Annotated in this window: 24 protein-coding genes and 1 pseudogene; 16 read left to right on the forward strand and 9 right to left on the reverse strand. The window is 72.3% G+C overall.

The annotated features are described in order from the left end of the window. Positions 1–165 precede the first annotated feature (165 nt). Positions 166–573 carry a hypothetical protein gene (locus tag ACU616_RS19375; protein WP_446760045.1) on the reverse strand — a complete coding sequence of 136 codons (408 nt, stop codon included), beginning with the start codon at positions 571–573 and terminating at the stop codon, positions 166–168. Between the two features lie 1,175 nt (positions 574–1,748). Between ACU616_RS19375 and ACU616_RS19380 the strand changes: the two genes are divergently transcribed. Further along, positions 1,749–1,964: a hypothetical protein gene (locus ACU616_RS19380; RefSeq protein WP_446760046.1), complete on the forward strand. Its 216-nt coding sequence runs from the start codon at positions 1,749–1,751 to the stop codon at positions 1,962–1,964. A gap of 1,338 nt (positions 1,965–3,302) precedes the next feature. Here ACU616_RS19380 and ACU616_RS19385 read toward each other — a convergent pair. Beyond that, positions 3,303–3,629: a histone-like nucleoid-structuring protein Lsr2 gene (locus ACU616_RS19385; protein ID WP_446759833.1), complete on the reverse strand. Its 327-nt coding sequence runs from the start codon at positions 3,627–3,629 to the stop codon at positions 3,303–3,305. 413 nt (positions 3,630–4,042) lie between these two features. Then, positions 4,043–5,154 (reverse strand): annotated as a pseudogene (locus ACU616_RS19390) (IS630 family transposase). Positions 5,155–5,211: 57 nt separating this feature from the next. Here ACU616_RS19390 and ACU616_RS19395 point away from each other — a divergent pair. Then, positions 5,212–5,376, forward strand: coding sequence for a hypothetical protein (locus tag ACU616_RS19395; RefSeq protein WP_446760047.1), 165 nt, complete (start codon positions 5,212–5,214; stop codon positions 5,374–5,376). A gap of 44 nt (positions 5,377–5,420) precedes the next feature. Here the strand turns inward: ACU616_RS19395 and ACU616_RS19400 are convergent, their stop codons facing one another. From ACU616_RS19400 to ACU616_RS19415, 4 genes are all read right to left on the reverse strand, one after another. After that, positions 5,421–5,582: a Zn-dependent oxidoreductase gene (locus ACU616_RS19400; RefSeq protein ID WP_446760048.1), complete on the reverse strand. Its 162-nt coding sequence runs from the start codon at positions 5,580–5,582 to the stop codon at positions 5,421–5,423. A gap of 126 nt (positions 5,583–5,708) precedes the next feature. Then, the gene (locus tag ACU616_RS19405) at positions 5,709–6,320 is read right to left on the reverse strand and encodes an aromatic-ring hydroxylase C-terminal domain-containing protein (protein ID WP_446760049.1); all 612 of its coding nucleotides are present in this window, start codon (positions 6,318–6,320) and stop codon (positions 5,709–5,711) included. Then, positions 6,317–7,024 carry an FAD-dependent oxidoreductase gene (locus ACU616_RS19410; RefSeq protein ID WP_446760050.1) on the reverse strand — a complete coding sequence of 236 codons (708 nt, stop codon included), beginning with the start codon at positions 7,022–7,024 and terminating at the stop codon, positions 6,317–6,319. The genes ACU616_RS19405 and ACU616_RS19410 overlap by 4 nt, the downstream gene beginning before the upstream one ends. A gap of 5 nt (positions 7,025–7,029) precedes the next feature. Continuing rightward, a complete protein-coding gene (locus ACU616_RS19415; RefSeq protein ID WP_446760051.1) occupies positions 7,030–7,818 on the reverse strand; it encodes an SDR family oxidoreductase in 789 nt (262 codons plus the stop codon). A gap of 151 nt (positions 7,819–7,969) precedes the next feature. Between ACU616_RS19415 and ACU616_RS19420 the strand changes: the two genes are divergently transcribed. Beyond that, entirely contained in the window at positions 7,970–8,401 is a 432-nt protein-coding gene (locus tag ACU616_RS19420) for a hypothetical protein (protein WP_446760052.1), read from the forward strand. On the opposite strand, the gene ACU616_RS19425 is transcribed toward ACU616_RS19420, so the two are convergent. Beyond that, complete coding sequence (locus ACU616_RS19425; RefSeq protein ID WP_446760053.1) at positions 8,362–11,655, reverse strand: BTAD domain-containing putative transcriptional regulator; 3,294 nt, start codon at positions 11,653–11,655, stop codon at positions 8,362–8,364. The two genes, ACU616_RS19420 and ACU616_RS19425, sit on opposite strands and share 40 nt — an antisense overlap. Positions 11,656–11,862: 207 nt before the next feature. Between ACU616_RS19425 and ACU616_RS19430 the strand changes: the two genes are divergently transcribed. The 7 genes from ACU616_RS19430 to ACU616_RS19460 all read left to right on the forward strand — a co-directional run bounded on the left by ACU616_RS19430 (position 11,863) and on the right by ACU616_RS19460 (position 17,197). Then, positions 11,863–12,327 carry a hypothetical protein gene (locus ACU616_RS19430; protein WP_446760054.1) on the forward strand — a complete coding sequence of 155 codons (465 nt, stop codon included), beginning with the start codon at positions 11,863–11,865 and terminating at the stop codon, positions 12,325–12,327. A 9-nt stretch (positions 12,328–12,336) separates the two neighbouring features. Beyond that, positions 12,337–12,894 carry a hypothetical protein gene (locus ACU616_RS19435; RefSeq protein ID WP_446760055.1) on the forward strand — a complete coding sequence of 186 codons (558 nt, stop codon included), beginning with the start codon at positions 12,337–12,339 and terminating at the stop codon, positions 12,892–12,894. Between the two features lie 35 nt (positions 12,895–12,929). Further along, positions 12,930–14,201 (forward strand): FAD-dependent oxidoreductase, encoded by a 1,272-nt coding sequence (locus tag ACU616_RS19440; protein WP_446760056.1) that lies wholly within the window; start codon positions 12,930–12,932, stop codon positions 14,199–14,201. Beyond that, positions 14,198–15,091: a CPBP family intramembrane glutamic endopeptidase gene (locus ACU616_RS19445; protein WP_446760057.1), complete on the forward strand. Its 894-nt coding sequence runs from the start codon at positions 14,198–14,200 to the stop codon at positions 15,089–15,091. Before ACU616_RS19440 ends, ACU616_RS19445 begins: the two co-directional genes overlap by 4 nt. Before the next feature lie 140 nt (positions 15,092–15,231). Beyond that, positions 15,232–16,083, forward strand: coding sequence for an alpha/beta hydrolase fold domain-containing protein (locus ACU616_RS19450; RefSeq protein ID WP_446760058.1), 852 nt, complete (start codon positions 15,232–15,234; stop codon positions 16,081–16,083). Next, a complete protein-coding gene (locus ACU616_RS19455; RefSeq protein WP_446760059.1) occupies positions 16,017–16,511 on the forward strand; it encodes an SRPBCC family protein in 495 nt (164 codons plus the stop codon). Before ACU616_RS19450 ends, ACU616_RS19455 begins: the two co-directional genes overlap by 67 nt. Beyond that, positions 16,508–17,197, forward strand: a complete 690-nt coding sequence (locus tag ACU616_RS19460; protein ID WP_446760060.1) for a tryptophan-rich sensory protein — start codon at positions 16,508–16,510, stop codon at positions 17,195–17,197. The genes ACU616_RS19455 and ACU616_RS19460 overlap by 4 nt, the downstream gene beginning before the upstream one ends. On the opposite strand, the gene ACU616_RS19465 is transcribed toward ACU616_RS19460, so the two are convergent. Continuing rightward, positions 17,163–17,312 (reverse strand): Zn-dependent oxidoreductase, encoded by a 150-nt coding sequence (locus tag ACU616_RS19465; protein ID WP_446760061.1) that lies wholly within the window; start codon positions 17,310–17,312, stop codon positions 17,163–17,165. The genes ACU616_RS19460 and ACU616_RS19465 overlap by 35 nt on opposite strands. A gap of 300 nt (positions 17,313–17,612) precedes the next feature. Here ACU616_RS19465 and ACU616_RS19470 point away from each other — a divergent pair, with 300 nt between their 5' ends. The 6 genes from ACU616_RS19470 to ACU616_RS19495 all read left to right on the forward strand — a co-directional run bounded on the left by ACU616_RS19470 (position 17,613) and on the right by ACU616_RS19495 (position 22,308). Then, positions 17,613–18,602, forward strand: a complete 990-nt coding sequence (locus ACU616_RS19470) for a sugar ABC transporter substrate-binding protein (protein ID WP_446760062.1) — start codon at positions 17,613–17,615, stop codon at positions 18,600–18,602. After that, positions 18,599–18,763, forward strand: coding sequence for a hypothetical protein (locus tag ACU616_RS19475; protein ID WP_446760063.1), 165 nt, complete (start codon positions 18,599–18,601; stop codon positions 18,761–18,763). Before ACU616_RS19470 ends, ACU616_RS19475 begins: the two co-directional genes overlap by 4 nt. A 42-nt stretch (positions 18,764–18,805) precedes the next feature. Next, complete coding sequence (locus ACU616_RS19480; protein ID WP_446760064.1) at positions 18,806–20,017, forward strand: cytochrome P450; 1,212 nt, start codon at positions 18,806–18,808, stop codon at positions 20,015–20,017. A 58-nt stretch (positions 20,018–20,075) separates the two neighbouring features. Further along, complete coding sequence (locus ACU616_RS19485) at positions 20,076–21,257, forward strand: iron-containing alcohol dehydrogenase (RefSeq protein ID WP_446760065.1); 1,182 nt, start codon at positions 20,076–20,078, stop codon at positions 21,255–21,257. A 97-nt stretch (positions 21,258–21,354) separates the two neighbouring features. Continuing rightward, positions 21,355–21,690, forward strand: coding sequence for a hypothetical protein (locus ACU616_RS19490; protein WP_446760066.1), 336 nt, complete (start codon positions 21,355–21,357; stop codon positions 21,688–21,690). A 153-nt stretch (positions 21,691–21,843) separates the two neighbouring features. Further along, entirely contained in the window at positions 21,844–22,308 is a 465-nt protein-coding gene (locus ACU616_RS19495; RefSeq protein ID WP_446760067.1) for a helix-turn-helix transcriptional regulator, read from the forward strand. Positions 22,309–22,370 lie beyond the last annotated feature (62 nt).

Consider the following 22,370-nt stretch of genomic DNA (forward strand, 5'->3'; position numbering starts at 1 on the left):
CCCGGGACGGCACGGAACCGTTTCGACCGGCCCTACGAGCAAGAGGTCCAGCGTATGCCGGAGTCCTCGTTGCCGCATCCGAGCCTGGTGCCCATCCACCGGCATGGCGGGCGCCGTCGGCGCCGACCGTCCATGAATGCCCGTGGCAGCTCATGCCGGGATCCCTCACCGCTCCCACCTGGCGGGATGGGCGTGCCAGGCGCGCGCCAGTGGCGTGTTGAGCAAGGTGACGGTGGTTCGATCATCGGGGTGCTCGCTGAGTGCCCCGGCGAGTGCGACCAGCGCACCGCGCAACTCCGCGGACAGGTCGGCGGCCGGATCAACCAGCTTCGCCTCAATCTGGCCCAGCATCCCCCGGGCCAGGTCGCGGGCGAGCGCGGCGGCCTCAACGCCGGCGTGGCCCAGATCGAGGATGAGACGCGCCGTGCACCCCGGCGGCCCGCCGGACAACTCCGCCTCGACGACGACCGCGGCAGGCGGATCATCCACGACGAACTCCTCAGCTTCAGGAGTGGACAGGTCACCAGCCGATGCCGGCGCGGCATCGGCAGCAGGCGTTCGGTGGGTCGGCATGGGCGGAACCCACCGCAGGAGCCGCCGGGATGGCTGGTCAGGTTCTCGGGACTGGAAGGCCACGAGGCTGTGAGGGTTAAGGCGAGACGGTCGTCGACCACGCAGCGTGTGACAGCAGTCACCAGTATGACCCGGTCCTCATCGGGGCCGCATCAGTAGCCAGCCCAGGCGTCTTCTCTGGCTCGTTTCTGTGGCTGCCGTCTTCTCCTGGCCAGGTCGACGCAGCCGCCGGTGGTCTGCTCGCCTGTAAGTCGATCGGGGAAGGCTGGCTGGCCGAGCCCAGCCGGGCCCGGCCAGCACGCTCGCGGTCACGGTCCGGGGCAGGAGCGGCTGGGCGGAAGCCGCCGGACACGGGGCAGCGCCGCATTCGTCGGCCCTAGCGTGCGCCGCCATGGGGGAGGGCGTGTTGGTGGTCTATGCGTCCTTCGCTCAGGTGCCGACCGCGGGTGATCAGGGTGGCGTCGTCGGCCACCCGAGCCGAGGAGTTGGCCGAGCGGTAGGTCTGAGGAGGATCGGTGCGCGTGGCAACGGTCGGACTGGCAGGAGTGCGACGGAGCCCGCTGAGTTCGCCGCGCCATCGATGAGCGCGGAAACGCCGTTGGGGTGTGGCGGGTGCAGATCGGTCTCGGTGAGCTCATCCACTTCCTGGTGGAGTCCGAGCCGCTGATCGAGGAGCACGACTAACGTCACGCGTCACGCCGGACGCGGCCGGGCCGGTGTGCGCGACCGTGGGGCATGGCACGACGGCCCGCGCGTCCAGCCCGGCCGGTGAGATCAGACAGCGGGCCGCTCCGCGATCGGGTTGCCCTCGCACGGAGGCGGGAGCCAGCATTCGCAGCATGAGCACCGATCCGGGCGCCCAGGACCAAGCGCTCGCATCCGCAGCTGACGCCGACAGCAACGGCAACGGCAACGGCACCGCTGATGCTTCCCCGCCCGCGTCCCCCGAGCAATCTATGAGCAAGCCACCGCCCGCCTCGCGGGCATCATCGACGAGTGGCAGCAGGCGCGCGATGCCCTCCTCCGCGGATAGCCGGCGAGGACCACTCGGCGGCGTTGATTCCCGACGACACCGGCACCGGCGGCGTTGGTTCCGGAGTGACCGCCCAGCGCCACCACAGAGCGCTGGGACTGTGCCGGCGCACGCTCCTCCATCGGAAGAGGCTTCCGTACCCGTGCTGAACGAGCTGACGGCGATTCAAGCCGACGCCATCCGCGCCACGGCCGCAGCACACGACCGTGACCCGGACGAGCTGGCACTTGAGCTGATGCACGTGCTGGCCACGGAGGAGACACCCGAGGCCATCGACGCTACTCCCGCAATCCCCGCACTTACAACCGACCACGACGACACCGTGCGCATTCTCCTGCCCTTGAAGACACTCGAGTAATAAGGTTTTCTCACTAGAAATCCCCACCCAGTTGAAGGGCGTAGTGGGCGTCGCTGGTCAGGGCTTCAGCGAGTCGTCAGCGACTTCGGGCGCGGGCCCTCGACGCAGGCTCCCGGCAGGCGGCACTCGACACTTCGCTGGCACGAGGGCCTGACCTGCAGCGATGCCTCTCCCAGCCGTCCGCGGACGGCGAATCCTGGTGAGAAAACCTCAATCAACGCTGACAACTCTGCCCAGTCGTCCGAGTGCGCCGACGCGGCGCGCGGTGCCCGCCTCCGTCACCAGTTCCTTCAGGTAAGGCCGTCGAGGTCATGGCACTGGGGTTGAACATCCGTGAACGGCTGGCGCACGTAAACGGTCCCGCGACGAGGACGTCACAGTTGGTGCGACGAGGACGTCACAGTTGGTGCATTTTCACTCCGTGATGAACGGGTGAGATTGACCAACGACGCCAGCGGCCGCGACGGGAGTGCGCGCAACGGGAATCCCGAGCCGTGTAGAGCTCACATCCACGAGTGGCTTCAGTCCAACGCCGTCCGCTACTCCGACTCCGGACACGAGACCCGTGTCCGGAGGGCACCACGCATTTCCGTGCCGAGGACGGACTGGCCCTGATGTCATCGAGGTTTTCGAGCAGCTCATCGAGGTGCACCGCAACGACGCCCCAAACACCGTTCTGGCGGACGCCCGAAGTTAGGGCCAGCGTAGCTAGGGCCAGGCCTTCGAGGCCGCAGTGTCGGGGCAGTCCTCCGCTACTCGACAGTCGGTCCGCCACCGCGAGCAGTCACGAACAGCGGTAATGGCAAACCTGTGGGTTGCACCGGGCAACACTGCTGGACCGCCGGACGACTCCCCCCGCATACTGCCCCATGGCCACCGACACCCTCAGGTGCAGCCGGTGCGAGAAGCCGGCCATCTGGAACGTCCAGGTGTCCTGCAGCTGCGGCGATGAACAACATCCACGTTGTGCCGAACACCGCGGCGGCCGCCGCGGAGCTGGCCTTCGGTCCCAGCACATGAAAAAGTGTTCACACTGCGGGGGCATCCGCAGTGTGGTTACCGAGATCGTCTCTGTTCCGGATTGGATGAAGGCACGAGTTCAACAGGCCGACACCCGACCACGCTGCCAGATTCACACCTGTCATAACCTCGGCCGCTACACCGCGATCGCTAGCTGTGCATGTGGTGCGGACAGCATGCGTGTCTGCACGAAGCACCACGCTGAGATCCAAGCTGGTGGAGCCGAGTTCGGGTGCTTCCAGTGCAGGGAGACCGTGACGGTGATAAGCGGCGCGGACGGCGCTCAGCACCGTACCTAGGTGCCCACTCGGTACGAGGTTAGTTGCCAGCTGCTCGGTATGCCTCGATCACCGCGGCAGGGACACGTCCGCGGTTGCTGATCTCGTATCCCTTTGCAGCCGCCCATGCGCGTACGGCTTTAGGGTCCACGTCTGCAACAGGACTGGAAGCACGGCGACGCCTGCGCACGCCGCCCACCTTGCGACCAGCCTCAACGTACTTCCCGAGCGCTTGCCGCAGTTCCTCGGCGTTGGTGTCCGTCAGGTCGATCTCATAGTCCCGGCCATCGAGGCCGAAACTCACAGTCGTGTCCGCAGGTGCATCCGTCAGGTCGTCATGAAACAAAACGATGGTCTTCGTACCCATGACTCCGAGGGTCCGTGCACGGTGTTGATGTGTCAAGCGCGGTCATGAGGCCGTCATCTTTGGATGAGGTGGAACCACCTGGGGATGTCTGTGCCGTAAGACCGCCCCTGCTCGCTGTCCTGCACGGATTTCAGCCGATCTTGAACCCGAATGAGGTTTTCTCACCAGGATTCGCCGATCGGGGACAGGTCAGAGAGCCATCGCCGCAGGTCAGGCGCATGTGCCAGCGGAGTACCGAGTACCGCCTGGCAGGAGCATACGCCAAGGAGCCGTGATCGACTCCGCCAACGACTCCCCACAGTCCTGACCAGCGGCGACAACCACACCCTCCAACTGGGCGCCAGTTCCTGGTGGGAAAACCTCAATTTGGCATCCCCGGCCGTCAATGAGGTTTTCTCACCAGGAATCCGAGCCTAGTGCTCCGTATCTGACGTCGTTTGTGTCTTGCGGTGGCGTGGGTCGGTGGCCCTGGCGATGACCGTGTCGGGGTCGTTGGTCCCAATCAACGGCCGGCAGCGGTCGTTCCAGGCGTCGATGAACCCCTCGATCGCGGCGATCAGGTCGGCCACGGTCGGAAAGCTGCCGCGGCGCAGCGCCTGCCGAGTGATGATCGAGAAGAACGCCTCCACCGGGTTCAGCCACGACCCGGAGGTCGGGGTGAAGTGCAGCGTCACCCGAGGATGCCGGTCCAGCCAGGCGCGCACCGCCGGGTGCTTGTGGGTGGCGTAGTTGTCGACCACCACGTGCAGCTGTCGGCGGGGATAGGCGGCGGCGACCTGCTTGAGGAAGGCCAGGAACTCCTGATGGCGGTGCCGGTCGGTGCAGGCATCGGTGACCTTGCCGGTGGCCACCTCGAGCGCGGCGAACAGCGTGGTGGTGCCGTGCCGGACGTCATCGAAGGTCTGCCTTTCGGGATGCCCGGGCCGCACCGGCAGCGTCGGCGCGGTCCGCTCCAGCGCCTGAAGCTGCGGCTTCTCATCCACGCAAAGCACGACCGCCTTCTCCGGCGGATGCAGATACAGCCCGACGACGTCGCGGATCTTGGCCTCCAGGGCCGGGTCGGTGGAGAACTTGAACGTGCCCGCCCACCACGGCTGCACGCCGAAGCGGTGCCAGATCCGGGCGACGGTGGCGTGCGAGATCGGCGTGCCCTCGCCGGCCAGCGCGGTGGCCAGCAGCCGGGAGGACCAGTAGGTGGCGCCGAACTGATCCGGCGGCTCGGTCAGCGTCAGCTCCAGCACCCGCTCACGCAGCGCCTCGGGCAGCGGCGAGGGCTTGCCCGACCGCGGCAGATCCGCCAGCCCGGCCAGGCCACGCTCGGCGTAGCGGCCGCGCCAGGTCGCCACCGTGCCCTCGGCGTAGCCGACCATCTCCGCGATCTGCTTGCCGGTACTTCGTCCGCGGCCAGCAGCACGATCCGGGCCCGCTCGGTCACTCGAGCCGGGGCGCCCTTGTCCCGCACCCGCCGCTCCAGCTCCCGCCGATCCACCTCGGGAAGCTGCACCGTCCGCACGTGCGCGGCCATGAGGAAGGGTCCACCCGCGCCCGGCATGACCTTCAGAGACACCGCGACGGAGCACCAGTGACCAAGAAGGAGGCAGCCGCCAGGATCGGAGTCCACATCGCCACCATCGACCGGGCGATTAGGGACAAGAAGGTCACGCGGATCACACCGAGCAACGAGTACCACGTCAGGCTATTGCCCCACGAGGTGGACGAGCTGGTGGTGTGGCGGCCCCAGTCCTGACCCGGTCAGCTTGGAGGAGACGGCGGACGTAGGGGCAGGTCAGGTTAAACTACGCAGCCAGACATCAGGTGGTGGGTGTCGGCGTAGTTGACGCCCGAGGAGCTGACCTCGTACAGCTGCTGGCCGTCGCCCGGGACGGGGTCGGGGAGGTCGACGACGTTCAGGACCTCGGGTCCACCGAATTCGGTGATCTGCACGGCTCGCATGCAGGGGAGGCTATGCGCCGCCCCACGCTCAGCCCTGCCGGCGGTGTGGTCCCGGACCTGGGCTTCACCGCCTCGACACCCGAGAAGGCGGTGTCGCGCGGGTCCCGGACGACGACAGAGACGGGTTCACGCCGGCGCATGGATCCTGAACACCGAGCTCACGTAGTCGAGCACGGGTCGGGCGGCGGCGGGCCGGCTGCGGAAGGCGACGTACCCGTCGGGTCGCACGAGGTACAGCGACTCGGCCGTGGCCGCGTAGCGGTGGTGGGCGTCCCGGTCCGGGTCGAGGAACACGGCCACGTCGTCCAGTCCCTCGGGCCTCCGGTCACCGGGCACCACGACCCACGTGCGGACGTCGTCGCCCAGGGCAGCGCCCACCGCCCGTGCGGTGGCGGTCATCCGCCGGTACCCGGCGTCGGTGGCGGCGGGGCCGTCGAACAGCAGCAGGGTGGAGTGGGTGCCCCGGAAGAGGTCGAAGAGCCGCGCGGGCGCGCCGTCGCCGTCCTGCCCGTCGGCGTCCGGTGCGCGGTCGCCGGCGTGCAGGCCGTGCCGGAACCGGACGCGGTCCACCACGCCGGCCGCCTCCCCGTCGCCGGTGCGGTCGACGCCGGCCGGCTCGCCGGCCAGCGAGCTGCTCCGGTAGCCCACGTCGAGCTTGGCCACGCCGTCGAGGAGCCGGTCCAGGACGACCGGGAGCCGCAGCGCCGGCACGAGGACCCGGTCGCGCAGGAAGGTCATACGTCGGGCCGGACGCCGGCCTGCACCTGCCACGTCCCGCTCCCGTCCAGCGGGTCGGCGGCGAGGTACCCGTCGTCGAACCAGGCGTAGGACGGGCCGTCGGCCGGCAGTCCCTCGATCCGGACGTCACCCAGGACGAAGTGCTCCTCGCGGCTCTCGCCGCGCATGGGGATGCCGACCAGCGTCCGCACCGTGCTGCTCCCGCCGTCGCAGCCGACCACGAAGGCGGCCCGGATCCGCTCGACCGTCCCGGTGGAGTCGTCAGTCATGGTGGCGGTGACGCCGTCGGCGTCCTGGTCGAGGTCGACCAGCTCCCGCCCGTACTCGACGGTGCCGCCCAGTTCCGACAGGCGCGTCCGCAGCACCTGCTCGGTCCGCCACTGCGGCAGGACGACCAGGTTCGGGTACGGGACCCCGGGCTGCGGCGGGCGGGCCGGTAGGTCGAGATCCAGGGCGAGCCGTCCGCCCGAGTACAGGCGCACGTGGTGGTGGGTCCGGCCGGCGGCCAGGGCAGCCCCGGCGATCCCGAGGTCGTCGAAGACCTCGAGGCTGCGCGGCTGCAGGCCCTTGCCGCGGGACCGGGTGTGGTGGGTCGTGGCTCGCTCGACGACCGTGCAGTCGACGCCACGGCGGCGCAGGTCGCAGGCCAGCGTGAGCCCCGTCGGGCCGGCGCCGACGACGAGGACGTCCGTGCTGGTGCTCATGGTGGTCAGCCCTCCGGGAGCCGGGACGGGGAACGGCGGTCGAGGTACTCCTGCCAGGTGCGCCCGCCGGAGCGGTTGCCCGGGACGAGGTTCGCGCCCGCCCGCAGCGCCGCGGAGGGCGCGCCGGGCAGGGGGACCTCCACCATCGGACGGTGCCGCCCGGTCCTCCGGAGGCGGTCGCGGACGAGCTCCGCGACCGGGAACACCTCCGGACCGCCGAGGTCGGGCAGCCGGCCGGCGGGCCCGGACGCCACGGCGTCCGCCAGCCGGCGGGCGACCTCGTCGACGTCGATCGGCTGGATCCGCCAGCCGCGCGGCACTAGCACGACGGGCATCCGCACCAGGCGGCCGAGCAGATCGTCGACGAACCCGTGGAACTGCGTGGTGCGCAGGAGGGTCCACGGCAGCCCGGACCGCGCGATCGCCTCCTCGGCTGCCAGCTTCGCCCGGTAGTAGCTCACCGGGATGCGGTCGACGCCGACGATCGAGACGGAGACGAGGTGCAGTCGGCCGGCGTCGCGTGCGGCCTCCAGCAGCCGCTCGGTCCCCGCCACGTCGACCGCCCGGGAGTTCCGCGGGTCCGTGGCGCAGTGCACGACCGCGGTCGCCCCGGCCACCGCCTCGACGAGGCCGGCTCCGGTGCTCAGGTCCGCCACGACCACGTCGGCGCCGGGTACCGGTGGCGCGGCGGACTCGCGGCTCAGGATCCGCACCGGGTGGCCGTCGGCCGCCAGGGCGCGGACCACCCGTCGTCCGAGCCGTCCGGTGCCGCCGGTGACGAGCACGCTGGTCATCGCACATCCCTCCGTCGGGGCCGATCGGGAGGAGAGCGTCGCCGCCGGACCTTGACGGCCGGTTGGCTCCTCGTCCGCGCGCGGCGTCAAGGAGGCGTCAAGCGGCCGCGGGCACCGTCGCTCCCGGACACCCCGGCCCCCTGGAGGCACGATGGCCGCCCGCGGCTCACCGGCCGGCATCGTCTTCCGGCGGCTCGACGCAGCCTCCGAGCGGCGCGAGGCCGAGATGCTGTTGTCGGCCTGTGCTCTGGACGACCACGACGACACCTGCGAGTGGTACGGCCTGTGCGACCTGACGACGACGACGACCGGCGGCCTCGCCGGGGTGGCGGTGGTCCGCAGCCTGGACGCCACGACAGCCCGGCTGTGCGGCCTCGCCGTGTCGACGGCCTACAACGACGGTCAGCTGGAACGGCGGCTGGTCTGCGAGGTCGCGGACCGGCTCCGGGCATCGGGCGTCGAGCAGATCACCGCGCCACCCGTCCGCGACCGCCGGATCGCGGCGCTGCTCGCCCGGACCGGTTTTGTGCCGCGGGAGCCGGTTCAGGACTGTGCGTCCGGGTGGTCGCAGCTGCCGCTGTGACCGTCGGGAGCGACCGTGCGGCGGGTCTCCGTGACGCGTCGCAGCAGCACGGGGGACCCCTGTTCCCGCGCGACGGCCGCCGCCTGCTGGAGAGCCCGGTGTGCCTGCTCCGTGCGCGGTGGCGTCAGCGCCACCAGGGACAGCGCGCGCAGGCGGTGCAGCTCGGACTCGTAGAGCCGCTCTCCCGTGCGGTCGACCCGGGAGAGCGCGTCGTCCAGCAGCCGCAGCGCCTCCGTCGGCTGCCGGTCGCGGAGGTGGGCCTCGGCCAGCAGCCCGAACCCCCAGGCCAGGAGGTGGTGGACGCCGCCCGCCTCGATCTGGGTGAGCTCGCGGCGCAGCGCGGGGACGGCGACCTCGGGATCCCCGTCCACGGCCTCCACCCAGCCCAGGACCACCGCCGCGTACCCGCTCGGCGCCGGGAAGTTCCACCTCGTGGCCAGGTCCTGGGCCTCCCTGGCCCACGCGCGCGCTGCCGGGCTGTCGCGGCGGAGGGCGGCCAGCAGGGCAGCTCCGGCCAGGACGGCGGCCCGCGCGAAGGGGTGCTGGTCGCGGGACCCCTCGACGGCCGCCGCGACGAGGTCGGCGGCGCGCTCCAGCTCGCCGAGGGGCTCCAGCACGGCGGAGAGCTGCAGCTGCAGGATGAACACCGGTGGCAGGGGCTGGCGGTGCGTGGGCGCCCCGTCCGCCACCCGCAACCCCTGCTCGAGCTGCTCGCGGGCCTCGAGGAGCCGGCCCTGGCCCCACAGCGTCCTGCCCAGGGCCAGGCGGCCGACGGTGGACGCGACCGGATCGGCGGTGTCCGCGGCGATCCCGAGCATGCGCTCGGCCAGGTCGCCGGCCGCGCGGTGGTCGGCCCGGGCGTACGCCACCTCGAAGAGGCTGTGGCACGCGGCGAGCAGGGCCGAGCTGTCGCCGAGCTGGTCGGCCAGTTCACGGGCGTGGGCGAAGCTCGCCCACGCCTCCTCGCTCGCGGTGTCGTGCCGCTGGACCAGCAGCGTGCCGAGGCGCAGGTGGACGTGCAGCTCCGAGGCGGCGCGAGCGGGAGTCCGGGGCATGGTGGCGAGCAGGTCCAGGCTCCGTCGCAGCTGTCGCTCGGCCTCCTCGTGCGCCAGCGTGTCGAGGCACAGCTCCGCCGCGGCGATCAGGTGGGGGACCGCCTGCTCGGGGCCGACCACCGGTGCGGCCAGCCACCAGTGGTGGGCGAGCTGCAGGACGTGGTCCGCGTCGTCGCCGCGGTGGTCGAGCAGGGCCTGTCCCACGCGGGCGTGCAGCCGGGCCCGTCGTGCTCGGCTGATCTCGCCGTAGATGGCCTCGCGGATCAACGCGTGGGCGAAGCGGAAGCGGCCCACCCTCGCGGGGTCCTCGACGACCAGTCCGGCCGACACGGTGAGCTCGAGGGCAGCGAGCGCGTCGTCGTCGTCCAGCCCGGTCACGGCGCGGACGACGTCGAGGTCGAACTGCTGACCGACGACCGCCGCGACGAGCAGCACGGTGCGGGTCTGGTCGGGGAGCCGGGCGAGCCGACGGCGGAGGACGTCGCGCACGCCCGCGGGGACCTGCTGGGCGACCAGCGTCGCCGCCTTGCCCGTGGTCCGCTCCGGCCAGCCGTTGGCGCCGAGCAAGCGGAGCACCTCGAGGACGAAGAACGGGTTGCCGCCGGTGCGGTCCCCGACCAGCCGGGCCAGCTCGTCGTCGGGGTCCGTGCCGACGTGGGAGGCCATGACCCGGGCCACGTCCGCGACCTCCAGACCGGCGAGCTCCAGCCGGTCCACCGGGACCGCCCGTGCCAGCTCGGCGAGCGTCTCGGCGAGCGGCTCCCAGGCGTCGAGGTCCCGGTCCCGGTAGGTCACCAGCACCACGACGGGTGCGTCGGCCAGCGTCGTGGCGAGGTGGCTCAGCAGCCGGTGGGAGGCGACGTCGGCCCACTGCAGGTCGTCGAGGACCAGCAGCAGGCGTCGGCCGCAGGCGAGCTCCCTCAGCACCGCGGTCGCTGCCTGACAGAGCCGGAAGCGGGCCGCTTCCGGGTCGACCACGGGCGCGGGGGGGAGGGGGGCGCCGCCCGCCAGTTCCGGCAGGATGGGCGCCAGCTCGACGGCGGAGGAGCCGAGCCCGGCGCTGGGCGCTCCGGGCGTCCCGTCGCCCAGCAGGCTCCGGAGCACCTGCGTCCACGGCCAGAACGGCGGGGCCCCGGCGTCCTGGTCGCTGCGCCCCCAGCCCACCGCCACTCCGGATGCGCGGGCGCGCCGCGCCGCCTCCTCGGCCAGCCTCGTCTTGCCGATCCCGGGCTCGCCGGCCACCAGGACGATCCGTCCCCGTCCGGTCGCCGTCTCAGCCAGCGCCTCGTCGACCACCCGCAGCTGTGCGTCGCGCCCGACCAGGCCGTTGGGCGCGGCCACGACGTCTGCGGCCTCGACGGCGGCGCGCGACACGACCTGCGTCGGGACGGGAGCCGGGCCCGGGGTGCTCCCGTCGTCGGCGGGAACCGCCGTCCACTCCAGTGCCGGGGCCTGGCGGAGGACGTCCCGTTCCAGGTCGCGGAGCGCCTGGCCGGGATCCAGGCCGAGCTCTTCGCGCAGCAGCAAGCGGAACTGCTGGTAGCCCTGCAGGGCCTCGGCCTGCCGCCCGCAGCGGTAGAGAGCGGCCATGCGCAGGCCCTGGAGGCGCTCCCGGAACGGGTGCTCGCCGGTCAACCGCTCGAGCTCGGCGACGATCCGGGCGTGCCGGCCGATGGCCAGGTCGGCGCTGAGCCGGTCCTCCAGGGCGGTCAGCCGGAGGTCCTCCAACCGGGCCCGCTCCGCCTGCACGAACGACGCGTCGGCGAAGTCGGCCAGGACCGGCCCGCGCCACAGCCCGAGGGCCGCCTCCAGCGTCTCCGCCGCGCGCGGTGCCTCCCCCCGCTGCAGCAGGTCGTGTCCGGTCCGCGCGAGGGCCTCGAAGCGCGCGGCGTCGACGTCGTCGGGGTCCACCACGATGCGGTAGCCCGGCGCCTGGTTCACGATCACCGTCGCGGGAGCCCCGGGTAGGCGCTGCGGTTCCAGCAGCCGACGCAGGTGGGAGACGTACGCCTGCACCGAGGCGAGGGCCTGCGGCGGCGCGTGCGGGCCCCACAGCTCCTCGACCAACCGGTCGAGCGGGACCACCGTGCCGGCGTCGAGCAGCAGGATCGCGAGCACAGCGCGCTGCTTGGGCCGCCCGAGGACCAGCGGCCGCCCCGCATCGAGGACCTGCAGCGGTCCGAGGACGTCGAACTGCACCGCGCACCCGCCTCTCCGGCGCCCGCCGGACTCGCCGTCGCGCCATCCTGCCCCGCCGCCGCCCGATCCCGGCCCCCTGCCGTCGCCGCGCTCCGGGTCCCGTCAAGCGGATGCCCCGGATCCGTCAAGAGCCGGGCCCGACGGTCTCCCCGGGACACCGGTGACCCGCCGGCCCCCACCCGGATCCGCACTCCTCCGGAGGTCCGCATGCGTCTCGCCGTCAAGGTCCTGCTGGCGTGGTTCGCCCTCTTCGGACTGGTGGTCGGCCTCTGGCAGGCCGTGTTCCCGGCCTCCTTCTACGCCGACTTCCCCGGGATGGGACACCACTGGGTGAGCCCGGACGGTCCCTACAACGAGCACCTGCTCCGCGACGTCGGTCTCGGCAACCTCGCCGTCGGCACCGTCGCGCTCGTCGCGCTGCTCAGCGGAGCGGTCTGGCTCGCCCGCGCCGTCGGCCTGGCCGTCGTCGTGACGAACCTGCCGCACCACCTCTACCACCAGGCGCACGTGTCGGTCCTGCCGACCGTCACCGACCAGGTCCTGCAGTCGATCTCGCTCGCCGCGGTCAGCCTGGCCGCCGTCGCGCTGCTGGTCCTGGCCTCCCGGCTCCCCGCCTCCGCCTGGACGGCACCGCAGTCGGGTTCCCGCGGACCTGCACCGACCCACCTCTAGGAGACCGTCATGGACATCGCGCAGCTCCTCGCCGACCTCGGCGACTGGGCCTTCGACCGGCACGCCAACCCGCTGAGCTGGTACATCAGGCCGCTCTTCCTCATCCCGCTGGCCTGGTTCGCCCACCGGCGCAGCGGCTGGGGCATCGCCGGCACCCTCGTCGCCCTGGCCAGCAGCATCGCCTGGTTCCCGGCGCCCGCCCAGCCGGATCCGCAGATCCTGGAGTTCCTCGACTTCGAGCGGGAGTGGATCACCGGGACCTGGGGCCTCGAGAAGTTCGCGCAGGCGACGCTCGCACCACTGGCACTAACCGCCTACTGCCTGGCCTTCTGGCGGCGGTCGGTGGGCTGGGGCCTGGTCCTCCTGAACGCCATGGCCGGCGGGAAGCTGCTGTGGGGTGTCGTCGTCGGCGACGGCACCGGATGGGCGATGACCGTGCCCGGGCTCGTCGGGCTGCTGATCTGCGACGCCGCCGTCCTCTGGGGGGTGCGGCGGTACCGGATGCGCCGGCCGCAGCCGGCGGAGGAGCCGTCGGCCCCGCCCGTCCTGTCGTCGAGTTCCTCGTGACCGCCCGCCCCGCCCCGCTCTGGAAGGACGACGCCATGACCACCACCCGGGATCTCCCCGCGACGACGACCGTCTGCATCGCCGGCTGCGGCCCGGCCGGGGCCGTGCTCGGACTCCTCCTCGCCCGCGCCGGCATCGACGTCGTCGTCCTCGAGAAGCACGCGGACTTCCTGCGTGACTTCCGCGGCGACACGGTCCACGCCTCGACGATGCAGGTGCTCGCGGAACTCGACCTGCTGGAGGGTTTCGAGGAGCTGCCCCAGCAGCGCACGACCAGCATCTCGCTGATGACCGACGACGGGTTCGTCACGCTCGGCGACTTCACCCGGCTCCCGGGCCGCTTCCAGTGCCTGTCGATGGTGCCGCAGTGGGAGCTGCTGGACTTCCTCACCACCGAGGCCGCGCGGTCCCCCTCCTTCGTCCTGCACCGGCAGGTGGAGGTGGTGGGGCTCGTGGAGGAGAACGGCACGGTGACCGGGGTCCGCCACCGGCGGACGGACGGCGACGGCTCCGAGGGGGAGCTCCGTGCACTGCTCACCGTCGCTGCTGACGGACGCTCCTCCGCGGTGCGGCGAGCGGCAGGCATGTCCCCGGTCGAGTTCGGCGCCCCCATGGACGTGCTCTGGTACCGCATCCCCAAGGGCCCCGGGGACCCGGAGGCGTCCTTCGCGCGGCTGGTGCCGGGCCGGCTGCTCCCGATGATCGACCGGGGCAGCTACTGGCAGGGCGCCTACACCATGCCGAAGGGCACGGTCGCGTCACTGAGGGCGGCGGGCATCGAGGCGCTTCGAGCGGACGTGAGGCGAGCCATGCCCTTCCTCGGCGACCGGATCGACACGGCACTGCGCAGCTGGGACGACACCGGCTTCCTCGAGGTCCGGGTCAACCGGCTGCGCCGCTGGTACCGGCCCGGACTGCTGTGCATCGGGGACGCCGCCCACGCCATGTCCCCGGTCGCGGGGGTCGGCATCAACCTCGCCGTCCAGGACGCGGTGGCCGCCGCCAACGCCCTCGTCCTCCCCCTCCGCAGAGGAGCCGTGACACCACGGGACCTCGCGCGGGTGCAGCGCCGCCGCGACCTGCCCACGCGGGTCACCCAGCTGGTGCAGCGCGGCGTCCAGCGGCAGATGTTCGGCGCCGCCGCGGACCCGGTCCCGCCGCGTGGCGTCCCCGTGCCGCTGCGCCTCCTGTCCCGGGTCCCGCCGCTGCTGCGGCTGTTCTCCCGCTTCATGGCGATCGGGATCCGCAACGAGCACGTGGCCTTCCCGGCGCGCGCGGTGCCGGAACCGGTCGGGGGTCGGCGGTGAGTGCGCCCGTCACGGCGGAGCGCCGGCTGGCCGGGATCATCCGCCGGCACCCCGTCACGAGCTTCCTGGCCTGGTCCGTGCCCGTCGGGCAGGCGATCGCCTTCCAGCCCGTCGTCGCCCCCGCGTGGTACGGCGTCGACCTGCCGACGGCTCCCTTCGTCGTCCTGGCCAACCTGGTCGGCCTGCTGCTGCCGGCGGTGGTCGTCACCCGCGTCGTCGACGGGCCGGCGGGGGTGCGCGCGCTGTGGCGGCGCGCGGTCCGGGTCCGGGTGCCGCTGCGCTGGTACGCCCTCGCCCTGGTCGTCGTCCCGGTGGCCACCACGGCGGTGGCCGTGGCCCTGCTCGGGCCGCCGGACTCCGGCGAGGCGCTCGCCGCGGCCATCGTCTCCGGACTGCTGGTCCAGGTGCTCCTCGGGTTCCTCACGACCAACTGGGCGGAGGAGGTCGCCTGGACGGGGTTCCTCCAGACCCGCCTGCAGGACCGGCACGGGCCGGTGCGGGCCGCACTGGCCACCGGACCGCTGTTCGCCCTGCAGCACGCCGCCCTGGCGGCCGGCAACGGCTGGCTCGGCGGCACGGTGGTCCTGCTGTTCGTCACCGCGACGGCGATCCCGTTCCGGTTCCTGCAGGGCTGGGTCGCCAACCGGACCGGCAGCCTGCTCGTCGTCGGCCTGGTGCACGCGGCCGGGAACGCGACGACCGACGGCAGCGGGTTCGGGGGTCCCGGCCTGCTGCCCCGGCTCTACCTGGACGACGGGGTGGGCCCGGTGCACCTGGTGGCCAGCGCGGCCCTGGGCCTGGTCGTCGTGGCCGCCACCCGCGGCCGGCTGGGTGGCCGGCCTCGCGCTCCCCGGGTGGGTGCCGAGCCCGTCCTGGCGGGGCGACCGTGACCGGCACGGTGCTCCACCGGCTGGTCAGCCGCGGGCTCCCGCGGTTGCCCCTCTTGGTGAACGTCGGGATCCAGCGGCTGGGACGGATGTCGCGTCCGCTCCGGGACGGCCTGCCCGTCTCGACGGCGACCGCGGGTGGGGTGCCCGTCACGTGGCTCCGTCCCGCCCTGGCCGACCGCGGGGTCCTGGTGTACGTCCACGGCGGCTCGTTCGTGACCGGGCCGGTGGCCGGGCAGTGGCGCTGGCTCGCCGCGCGCGGCGCGCAGCTCTCGATGAGCGCCGTCATGGTCGACCACCGGGTCGCGCCGGAGCACCCGCACCCGGCGGCACTGGACGACGTCGTCACCGCCCTCCGGTCGTTGCTGTCCGCCCGGGCGCCCCGACCGGGCCGCTGGGCGCTGACGGGGGACAGCGCCGGGGGCGCCCTGGCCCTCGCCGCGACCCGGACCCTGGTCGCCGACGGGAGTTCCCTGCCCACGGCGCTCGTGCTCGTGGCGCCGTGGGTCGACCTGGCCCTCGCCAATCCGCAGATCCCCGGGACCGAGCCGGACGCCCCGGTCCTCAGCCGCCGGTTCCTGCAGCCGTCGGCCCTGGCCTACGCCGGCCGGACCCCGCTGGCCGACCACCGGCTGTCGCCGCTGCACAGCGACCTGGCCGGACTCCCGCCCGTGCACCTCACCACGGGGACCCGCAACATCCTCGTCCACGACGTCCGCCTGCTGCGACGACGACTCCTGGACGCGGGCGTCACCGTCGACTTCCTCGAGGAGCCCGGCGCCCTGCACGCCTACCCGGTGCTCGGCGCGGGCCCGGCGACCGACCGGGCGCTGGCCGCGCAGGCCGCGTTCCTGCGCGAGCACCTGGCGCTCGATCGGCCGTCCCCTGTCCCGTCCCGCAACACCCCCCCCACCCGAAGGAGAACGCCATGTCCAAGCGACTGTCCGCCCACGTCGACATCGGAGCGACGCCCGAGCGGGTGTGGGATGTGCTGACCGACCTCGCCGCCTACCAGGAGTGGAACCCGTTCATCGTGCGGGCGGAGGGGGTGGTGGGCCCGGGCCGCCGGCTGACGCTGAGGATGCAGCCGGTCGGCGGCCGGGCGATGACCCTGCGCCCCCGGCTCGTCGAGGTCGCCGCCGGCCGCGAGCTGCGGTGGCGCGGCAGGCTGGGCCTGCCCGGGCTGATGGACGCCGAGCACACGTTCGAGCTGCAGCCGCAGCCCGGCGGCACCCGGCTGGTCCAGTCGGAGACCTTCCGGGGGATCCTCGTCCCGTTCATGGCTGCGTCGCTGGACCGGAGCACCCTGCCCGCCTTCGAGGCCATGAACGAGGCGCTCAAGAGCCGGGCGGAGGACCCGGCGCGCGCTGTCGCGCGTACCGGTGCGGTCACCGACGGCGGCACGGGGACGGGCACGGCATGAGGCGGCGGTCCGTGCTCCGGGCGAGCGCCTGCGCGGTCGCGGCCGCCATCGCGGGGAACGCCTTCATCGGGAAGCCGGCGATGGCCTGGTTCCGCGGCCTCACCGCGCCGCGCTGGCAGCTGCCGATGCCCGCCTTCCTGGGCGTGGGCGCGGCGTACTACGGGATCGTCGGCTACGTGCTGGCACGGGGTCTCGACCGTCGCGACGCCCGGAGCACGGCATGGAGCCTGGCGGTGCTCGTCGGCAACGAGGCCTGGAACGGGGTCTTCTTCGGCCGGCGGAGCGCTCGTGCCGGCTTCGTCGGCCTGTGCGCCTTCACGGTCCCGCTCGTGGCGCTCCAGCGGTCGGTCGCGGGGGACGCACGCTCGCGCAACGCGCTGGCCCCGTACACGGCCTACGTGCTGCTCTACGACCTGCCGTGGACCTACCGGCTGTGGCGACTGAACCCCACACCCGCGCGAGGGCATCGCCCCGATCCCCGGGATCGACGTCCCGGCACCGGTCCCATCCACCCACCCACGGCCACGTCGTCTCCGCCCGAGGACGCAGACGCCACCATCACGCTCACCGCCCCCCAGGACGTGCACCCTGCACAGGCCACAGCCTCGCGCGATGGCGCGTCTGGGCATGACGTCCGTGCCGATCTACCCCTCAGGACAGGAGGTGGTGCGTGTCCGCGTGGTTGATGCCGGCCGAGGAGACCTCGTAGACCTGCTCGCCGTCCCCGGGGATGGGGTCGGGGAGCTCGACGACGTCGAGGACCTCGGGGCCGCCGAAGCGGGTGATCTGTACGGCTCGCATGCAGGGGAGGCTATGGCCACGCCCCCGTGGCAAGTCTGCTCGTTGCGCGGGGCGAGTTCGCGACGCCTGTCCCGCAGCCCGCACGGCCGCGGCGAGTACTCGCCGTCTGTGGCGGTCACATGGGCGATCGTGCCGCACGCCCGCCGTGCACGGATCCGACGTGACGCAGCACGCGTTCGATGGGCGAACCGCCGTACGGTCACGCGACGTCCGGGCAGCAGTGACTCGTCGGAGGAGACCTCCGGTGGGAGCGGCGGGGCGGGCGTCGACGTCGCCGCGGCGCAGGAGTCGATCCAGCCGTTGACGAAGGCGCCGACGGAGTTCCCCATCACCGAGCCGCTCGCGGAGCTCCCACCGCCGGGGACGACGGCTGCCTTCCTCGACAACGGCACCCCGAGCCCCGCCAAGGTCTACGAGCAGCTCCGCCAAGCGGGTGAGGTGCTGGGCATCGAGGTGCAGCGGGTGCAGACCGGCCGCAGTCCGCAGGAGATCAACGCCGCGGTGAACACCCTGGTCGAGAGTCGCCCGGACATCGTCATCGACTTGGCGATCGACCCAGCACCCTTCACTCCCCAGCGCGAGGCGTTGCAGGAGCAGGGGGCGGTCTTCAGCCCCGAATTCACCGTCATCGGTGAGCAGTTCGGGTTCGACGACTCGCAGATCAGCGTCCGGGCAGCCGGGGCCAGGGACTCCGGCCGGATCCTGGCCTCGGCCGTGCTCGCCGAGACGAACGGGGAGGCGACCGAGCTCGCCTACTACCGCGTTCCCGAGCTGCCGTTCACGCCACTCATCCTGGAGGGCGTGGAGGAGCGGCTCGCCGAGCAGTGCCCCGACTGCGAGCTGCGGGTGGTCGACATCTCGATCACCGAGGTCGGCAGCACCGCCCCTCGCACGGTGGTCAGCGACCTGCAGGCCAACCCGGAGACCGGCGCGTTCATCGTGGCGGTGGACGAACTGCAGATCGGGCTGCCGGCGGCCATGGACGTCGCCGGCCTCGACGTGCCCGGGATGGGCACCGCGCCGATCGAGGTGAACCTCCAGCAGATCGGCGACGGGCAGCCGCTGGGCGCTCCGGCCAGCGACCCCGGGATGCTCGCCTGGATGGCCATGGACCAGGTGCTGCGGACGCTGGCGGGGCAGCAGTACGACTGCAACGAGTACTACACCACGTCGCACCCGGGGCTCTTCCACGTCATCACCGACGACAGTGTGCCGGCGGACATCGAAGCCGGATACATGGCGTTCGACGACTACGAGGAGCAGTTCACGAAGCTCTGGACCGGTCAGTGAGCGAAGAGCCGGCGATGAAGACGCAGCTGGACTGCCCCTGCGGGGTGCACATCACCGGCATCGACGAGGACGACCTGGTCGAGCAGACGCTGACCCACCTGGCCGACCGTCACCCGGGGATGCAGTACGGGCGCGAGGAGATCCTCTTCATCGCGTACTGAACCGAGGTGGTACACCGTGAGCCCGAACGAGCGGAGACCGACATGAGCAGCGTCCGGATCGACGAACTCCCCTACCTCGACGTCTTCTCCGAGGAGTACACGCAGGACCCCTACCCGCTCATCGCCCGTGCTCGAGCGGAGGGGCCCGTCGCGCGGAGCGACCGGGGACTGGAGTTCCTCACCCACACGGCTGGTCAGGAGCTGCTCGGCGACCTCCGGTGCAACACGGGGTTCGGCGGGGTGCTGGCCCAGCAGGGGATCACCGACGGTCCCCTGTACGAGCAGTGGGTCCAGGGCCTCCTCGGCGCCGAGGGAGAGCTGCACAAGCGGTTGCGGCTGGCCGTCATGCCCTACTTCAGCGCCGGCGCGGCCAAGCGCCTGCGGGACGCCGCTCACCAGCACGTGGACGAATGGGTGGCCGAGGCCGAGCACAGCGGTGAGTTCGATTTCGCCGACATCGCCGGGCGGCGCCTGCCGTCGGCCCTGTTCTGCCACATGATCGGGGTGCCCGTGAGCGACGCCCCGATCATGGCCGACATCTCCGAGCGGATGCTCGCCATCCTGACGTTCCAGCCCGGCACCGGAGAGATCGCCGAGCAGGCGCGCATCGACGCCCACGACTACCTCAGGCCACTCGTCGAGCAGCGCAAGCGGCAACCCGGTGACGACCTGATCTCCGCCCTGGTCTCGGCGACGGGGGAGGGCGCGCTCAGCGACGCCGAGGTCATGGACACCGTTTCCACGGTGCTCGGCGGCAGCACGGACAACACGAACACGCAGCTGTGCCTGAACCTCCTCGCGCTGGCCGAGAACCCCGGAGGGTGGCGCGCACTGAAGGCCGACCGGGCGCTGGTCCGGACGGCCGTCCTGGAAGGAGTGCGGTGGAAGCCGGGCTTCCTCGCGGGATTCCGCGTCCCGGAGGAGGAGTTCGAGTACGCCGGGATCACCCTGGAGCCCGGTCAGCTGATCCTGCTCAACACCTACGCGGCCAACCGAGACCCCGCCGTCTACACCGACCCCGATCGGTTCGACGTCGGCCGGAAGGCCCCTGCAGCCCTGAACTTCGGGCACGGCCGCCACTTCTGCGTCGGGCGGGCCATCGCCCTGGTCGAGATGGAGGAGACGCTGAACGTCCTGCTCGACCGCTGGTCCGAGTTCAGCGTGGGCGACGTCGAGATGTGGGGCTCACCCTTCTCCCTACGGGTGCAGAAGGCGCCAGTGCGGTTCGACGTCGCTGCACCTGCGCTCGGGTAGCGGAGCTGTGCTGCACTGACGATCCATCGAGACGAGCCATCCAGCGAGGGATCTGCCGATGACCGCGAAGCCGAACCGTTTCAACCTCACGCGCCTCGAGGCGGTGGTCAGCGGCACCGGTGCCGTGGAGGTGCTGGGTGAGGAGATGGACGCGCGCGGAGCCGAACGCGTCCTGGTGACGACCACGCGGTCCCTGGTGGACAGCCGTTCCGTGGAGCGGGTCCGCGCGGCGCTGGGTTCCCGCTTCGTGGGGGTGGGCGTGAACGCGGGGCAGCACTCCCCGACCGAGGGGGTGCGGGCGATCGCCGACGACCTGCGCCGGTACGACGCCGACGCGGTCGTCAGCCTCGGTGGTGGCAGCGTCATCGACTCCACGCAGGTGGCCGTCGCCTCGGTGGTCAACGGGCGGGACATGACCAAGGAGGCCGGCACGCTGCAGTTGGAGAAGGCCTTCGGTGACGACCGGTCCGCGGGCTTCCTGCACATCGCGGTACCCACCACGCTGTCGGCGGGGGCGTTCACCCCTGCGGCCGGTGTGCTGGACGTGGCGACCCGCAACAAGGCTGCGGTGATCCTGCCGTGGCTGCAGCCGGCCGTGGTCGTGCACGACCCGCAGGTGACGCTGGAGACGCCGCGGGCCCTCTGGCTGTCCACCGGCATCCGGGCACTGGACCACGCGGTGGAGGCGCTGTACTCGCGCAAGCCGCACGTGCTGGGTGATGCGCTGGCGGTGGAGGCGATCCGGATGCTGTTCAGGCACCTGCCGCTGTCGGCGGGTACCGACGAGGCGTCGCTGGAGCACCGGACGGCCTGCCTGGATGCGGCCTGGTTGTCCCTCTACGGCGGATTCAACACCGGGCTCGGGCTCTCCCACGCGCTCAGTCACCAGCTGGGGCCGCGGTGGGACGTGGCCCATGGGGTGTCCTCGTGCATCACGCTCCCGCCGTCGATGGAGGTGATGGCCGAGATCTCCCCGCAGCGGTTCGAGAAGATCGCGGCGGCGCTGAGCATCCCGTTCGACCCCGCAGCGCCGGAGAAGGCGGCGCTGGAGTCGGCGCAGGCGGTCGACCGGTTCATCCGCGGCCTCGATCTCCCGATGAGGTTGCGCGATGTCGGGGTGCCGCACGAGGAACTCACCTCCGTCGCCGAGGCGACCCGGATCGGGCTGGAGATCTTCGACGCCACCGACCGGCCGGTCACCACCGAGGAGATCGTCGGCCTGCTCGAGCGCTGCTACTGACCCGCCGGCGCGGTCGGCCGACGCCGCGGGGACGAGGGGTCCGGGGCCGTACCGGGCACGGCGGTCGCGGTGGCCATCGATTCGACGAGGGGGCCGGATGACGTCGGGGACCAGGATCACGGTCGACGGTCGCTCCCAGTGGAACGACAGTGTCGCCGCCGTCCTGGGCATCGTCGTCCCACCGACCGCCGTCGACGCGCCGCTGCACGCCGACCTGAGCGCCCACTCCGTCGGGGACATCCGGCTCATCGACATCACGACCAGCCGGATGTCGGCGATCACCTCCGCGCCGCCGGTCACCGCGCCACCGCGCTACTGGTTCGGTGTCCAGCTCGCCGGCTCCTGCCGCCTGGTGCGGGGGAGTCGTTCTTCGAACTGGAGAGAGGTGACGCGGTCTTCCACACCCCGGACGTCGCCAGCCAGTTCGAGGTGACCTCCGACTTCCGGGGGATCGCCCTCGTCGCGCCGCAGTGGGCGGTGCCGATCTCCCCGCGGCGGCTGGCCGCCCGGCCGATCGCCACGCCTCCCTGCGGGCACCGGACTCGTCGACGTCTTCCGGGCCCTGCTGGAGTCACTCGACACGGCCATGCCGTCGATCTCCGCGTCCGAGGCGGCCCGCGCGCTGTGGGCCGCGCTCGACATCGCCGTCACCCTGTTCACCGGCGACCGCGAGGTCGGGCAGGTGGACGCCGACCACGCCCGCCGCGTGCGTCTCGCCCAGCTCAAGGCACACGTCCTGGCGAACCTGGCCGACCCCGACCTGACCGTGGCGAGGGTGGCCGCGGCCAACTACATGTCCCCGCGCACCATCCAGGCGATCTTCGCCAGCGAGGGTGAGTCCGTGGCCGCGTGGATCCGGGCCCGCCGCATGGAGCGCGCCTGTCGCGAGCTCACCGACCCCGCGCTCGCCCACCTGACCGTCACGGCGGTCTCGTCACGGGTCGGCTACCGGTCGCCGTCCCACTTCGGGCAGGTCTTCGTCGCCACGCTGGGCATGACGCCCCATGCCTACCGCACCGCTGTCGCTCGAGGGACCTGGCCCGAGTCCTGAGGCCACGGGGAGGCCAGGTGACGGAAGCGTGCGGCCGCACGTCGGAGCCGCGCAATCATGTC

It is taken from the genome of Geodermatophilus sp. URMC 62 (assembly GCF_052931475.1).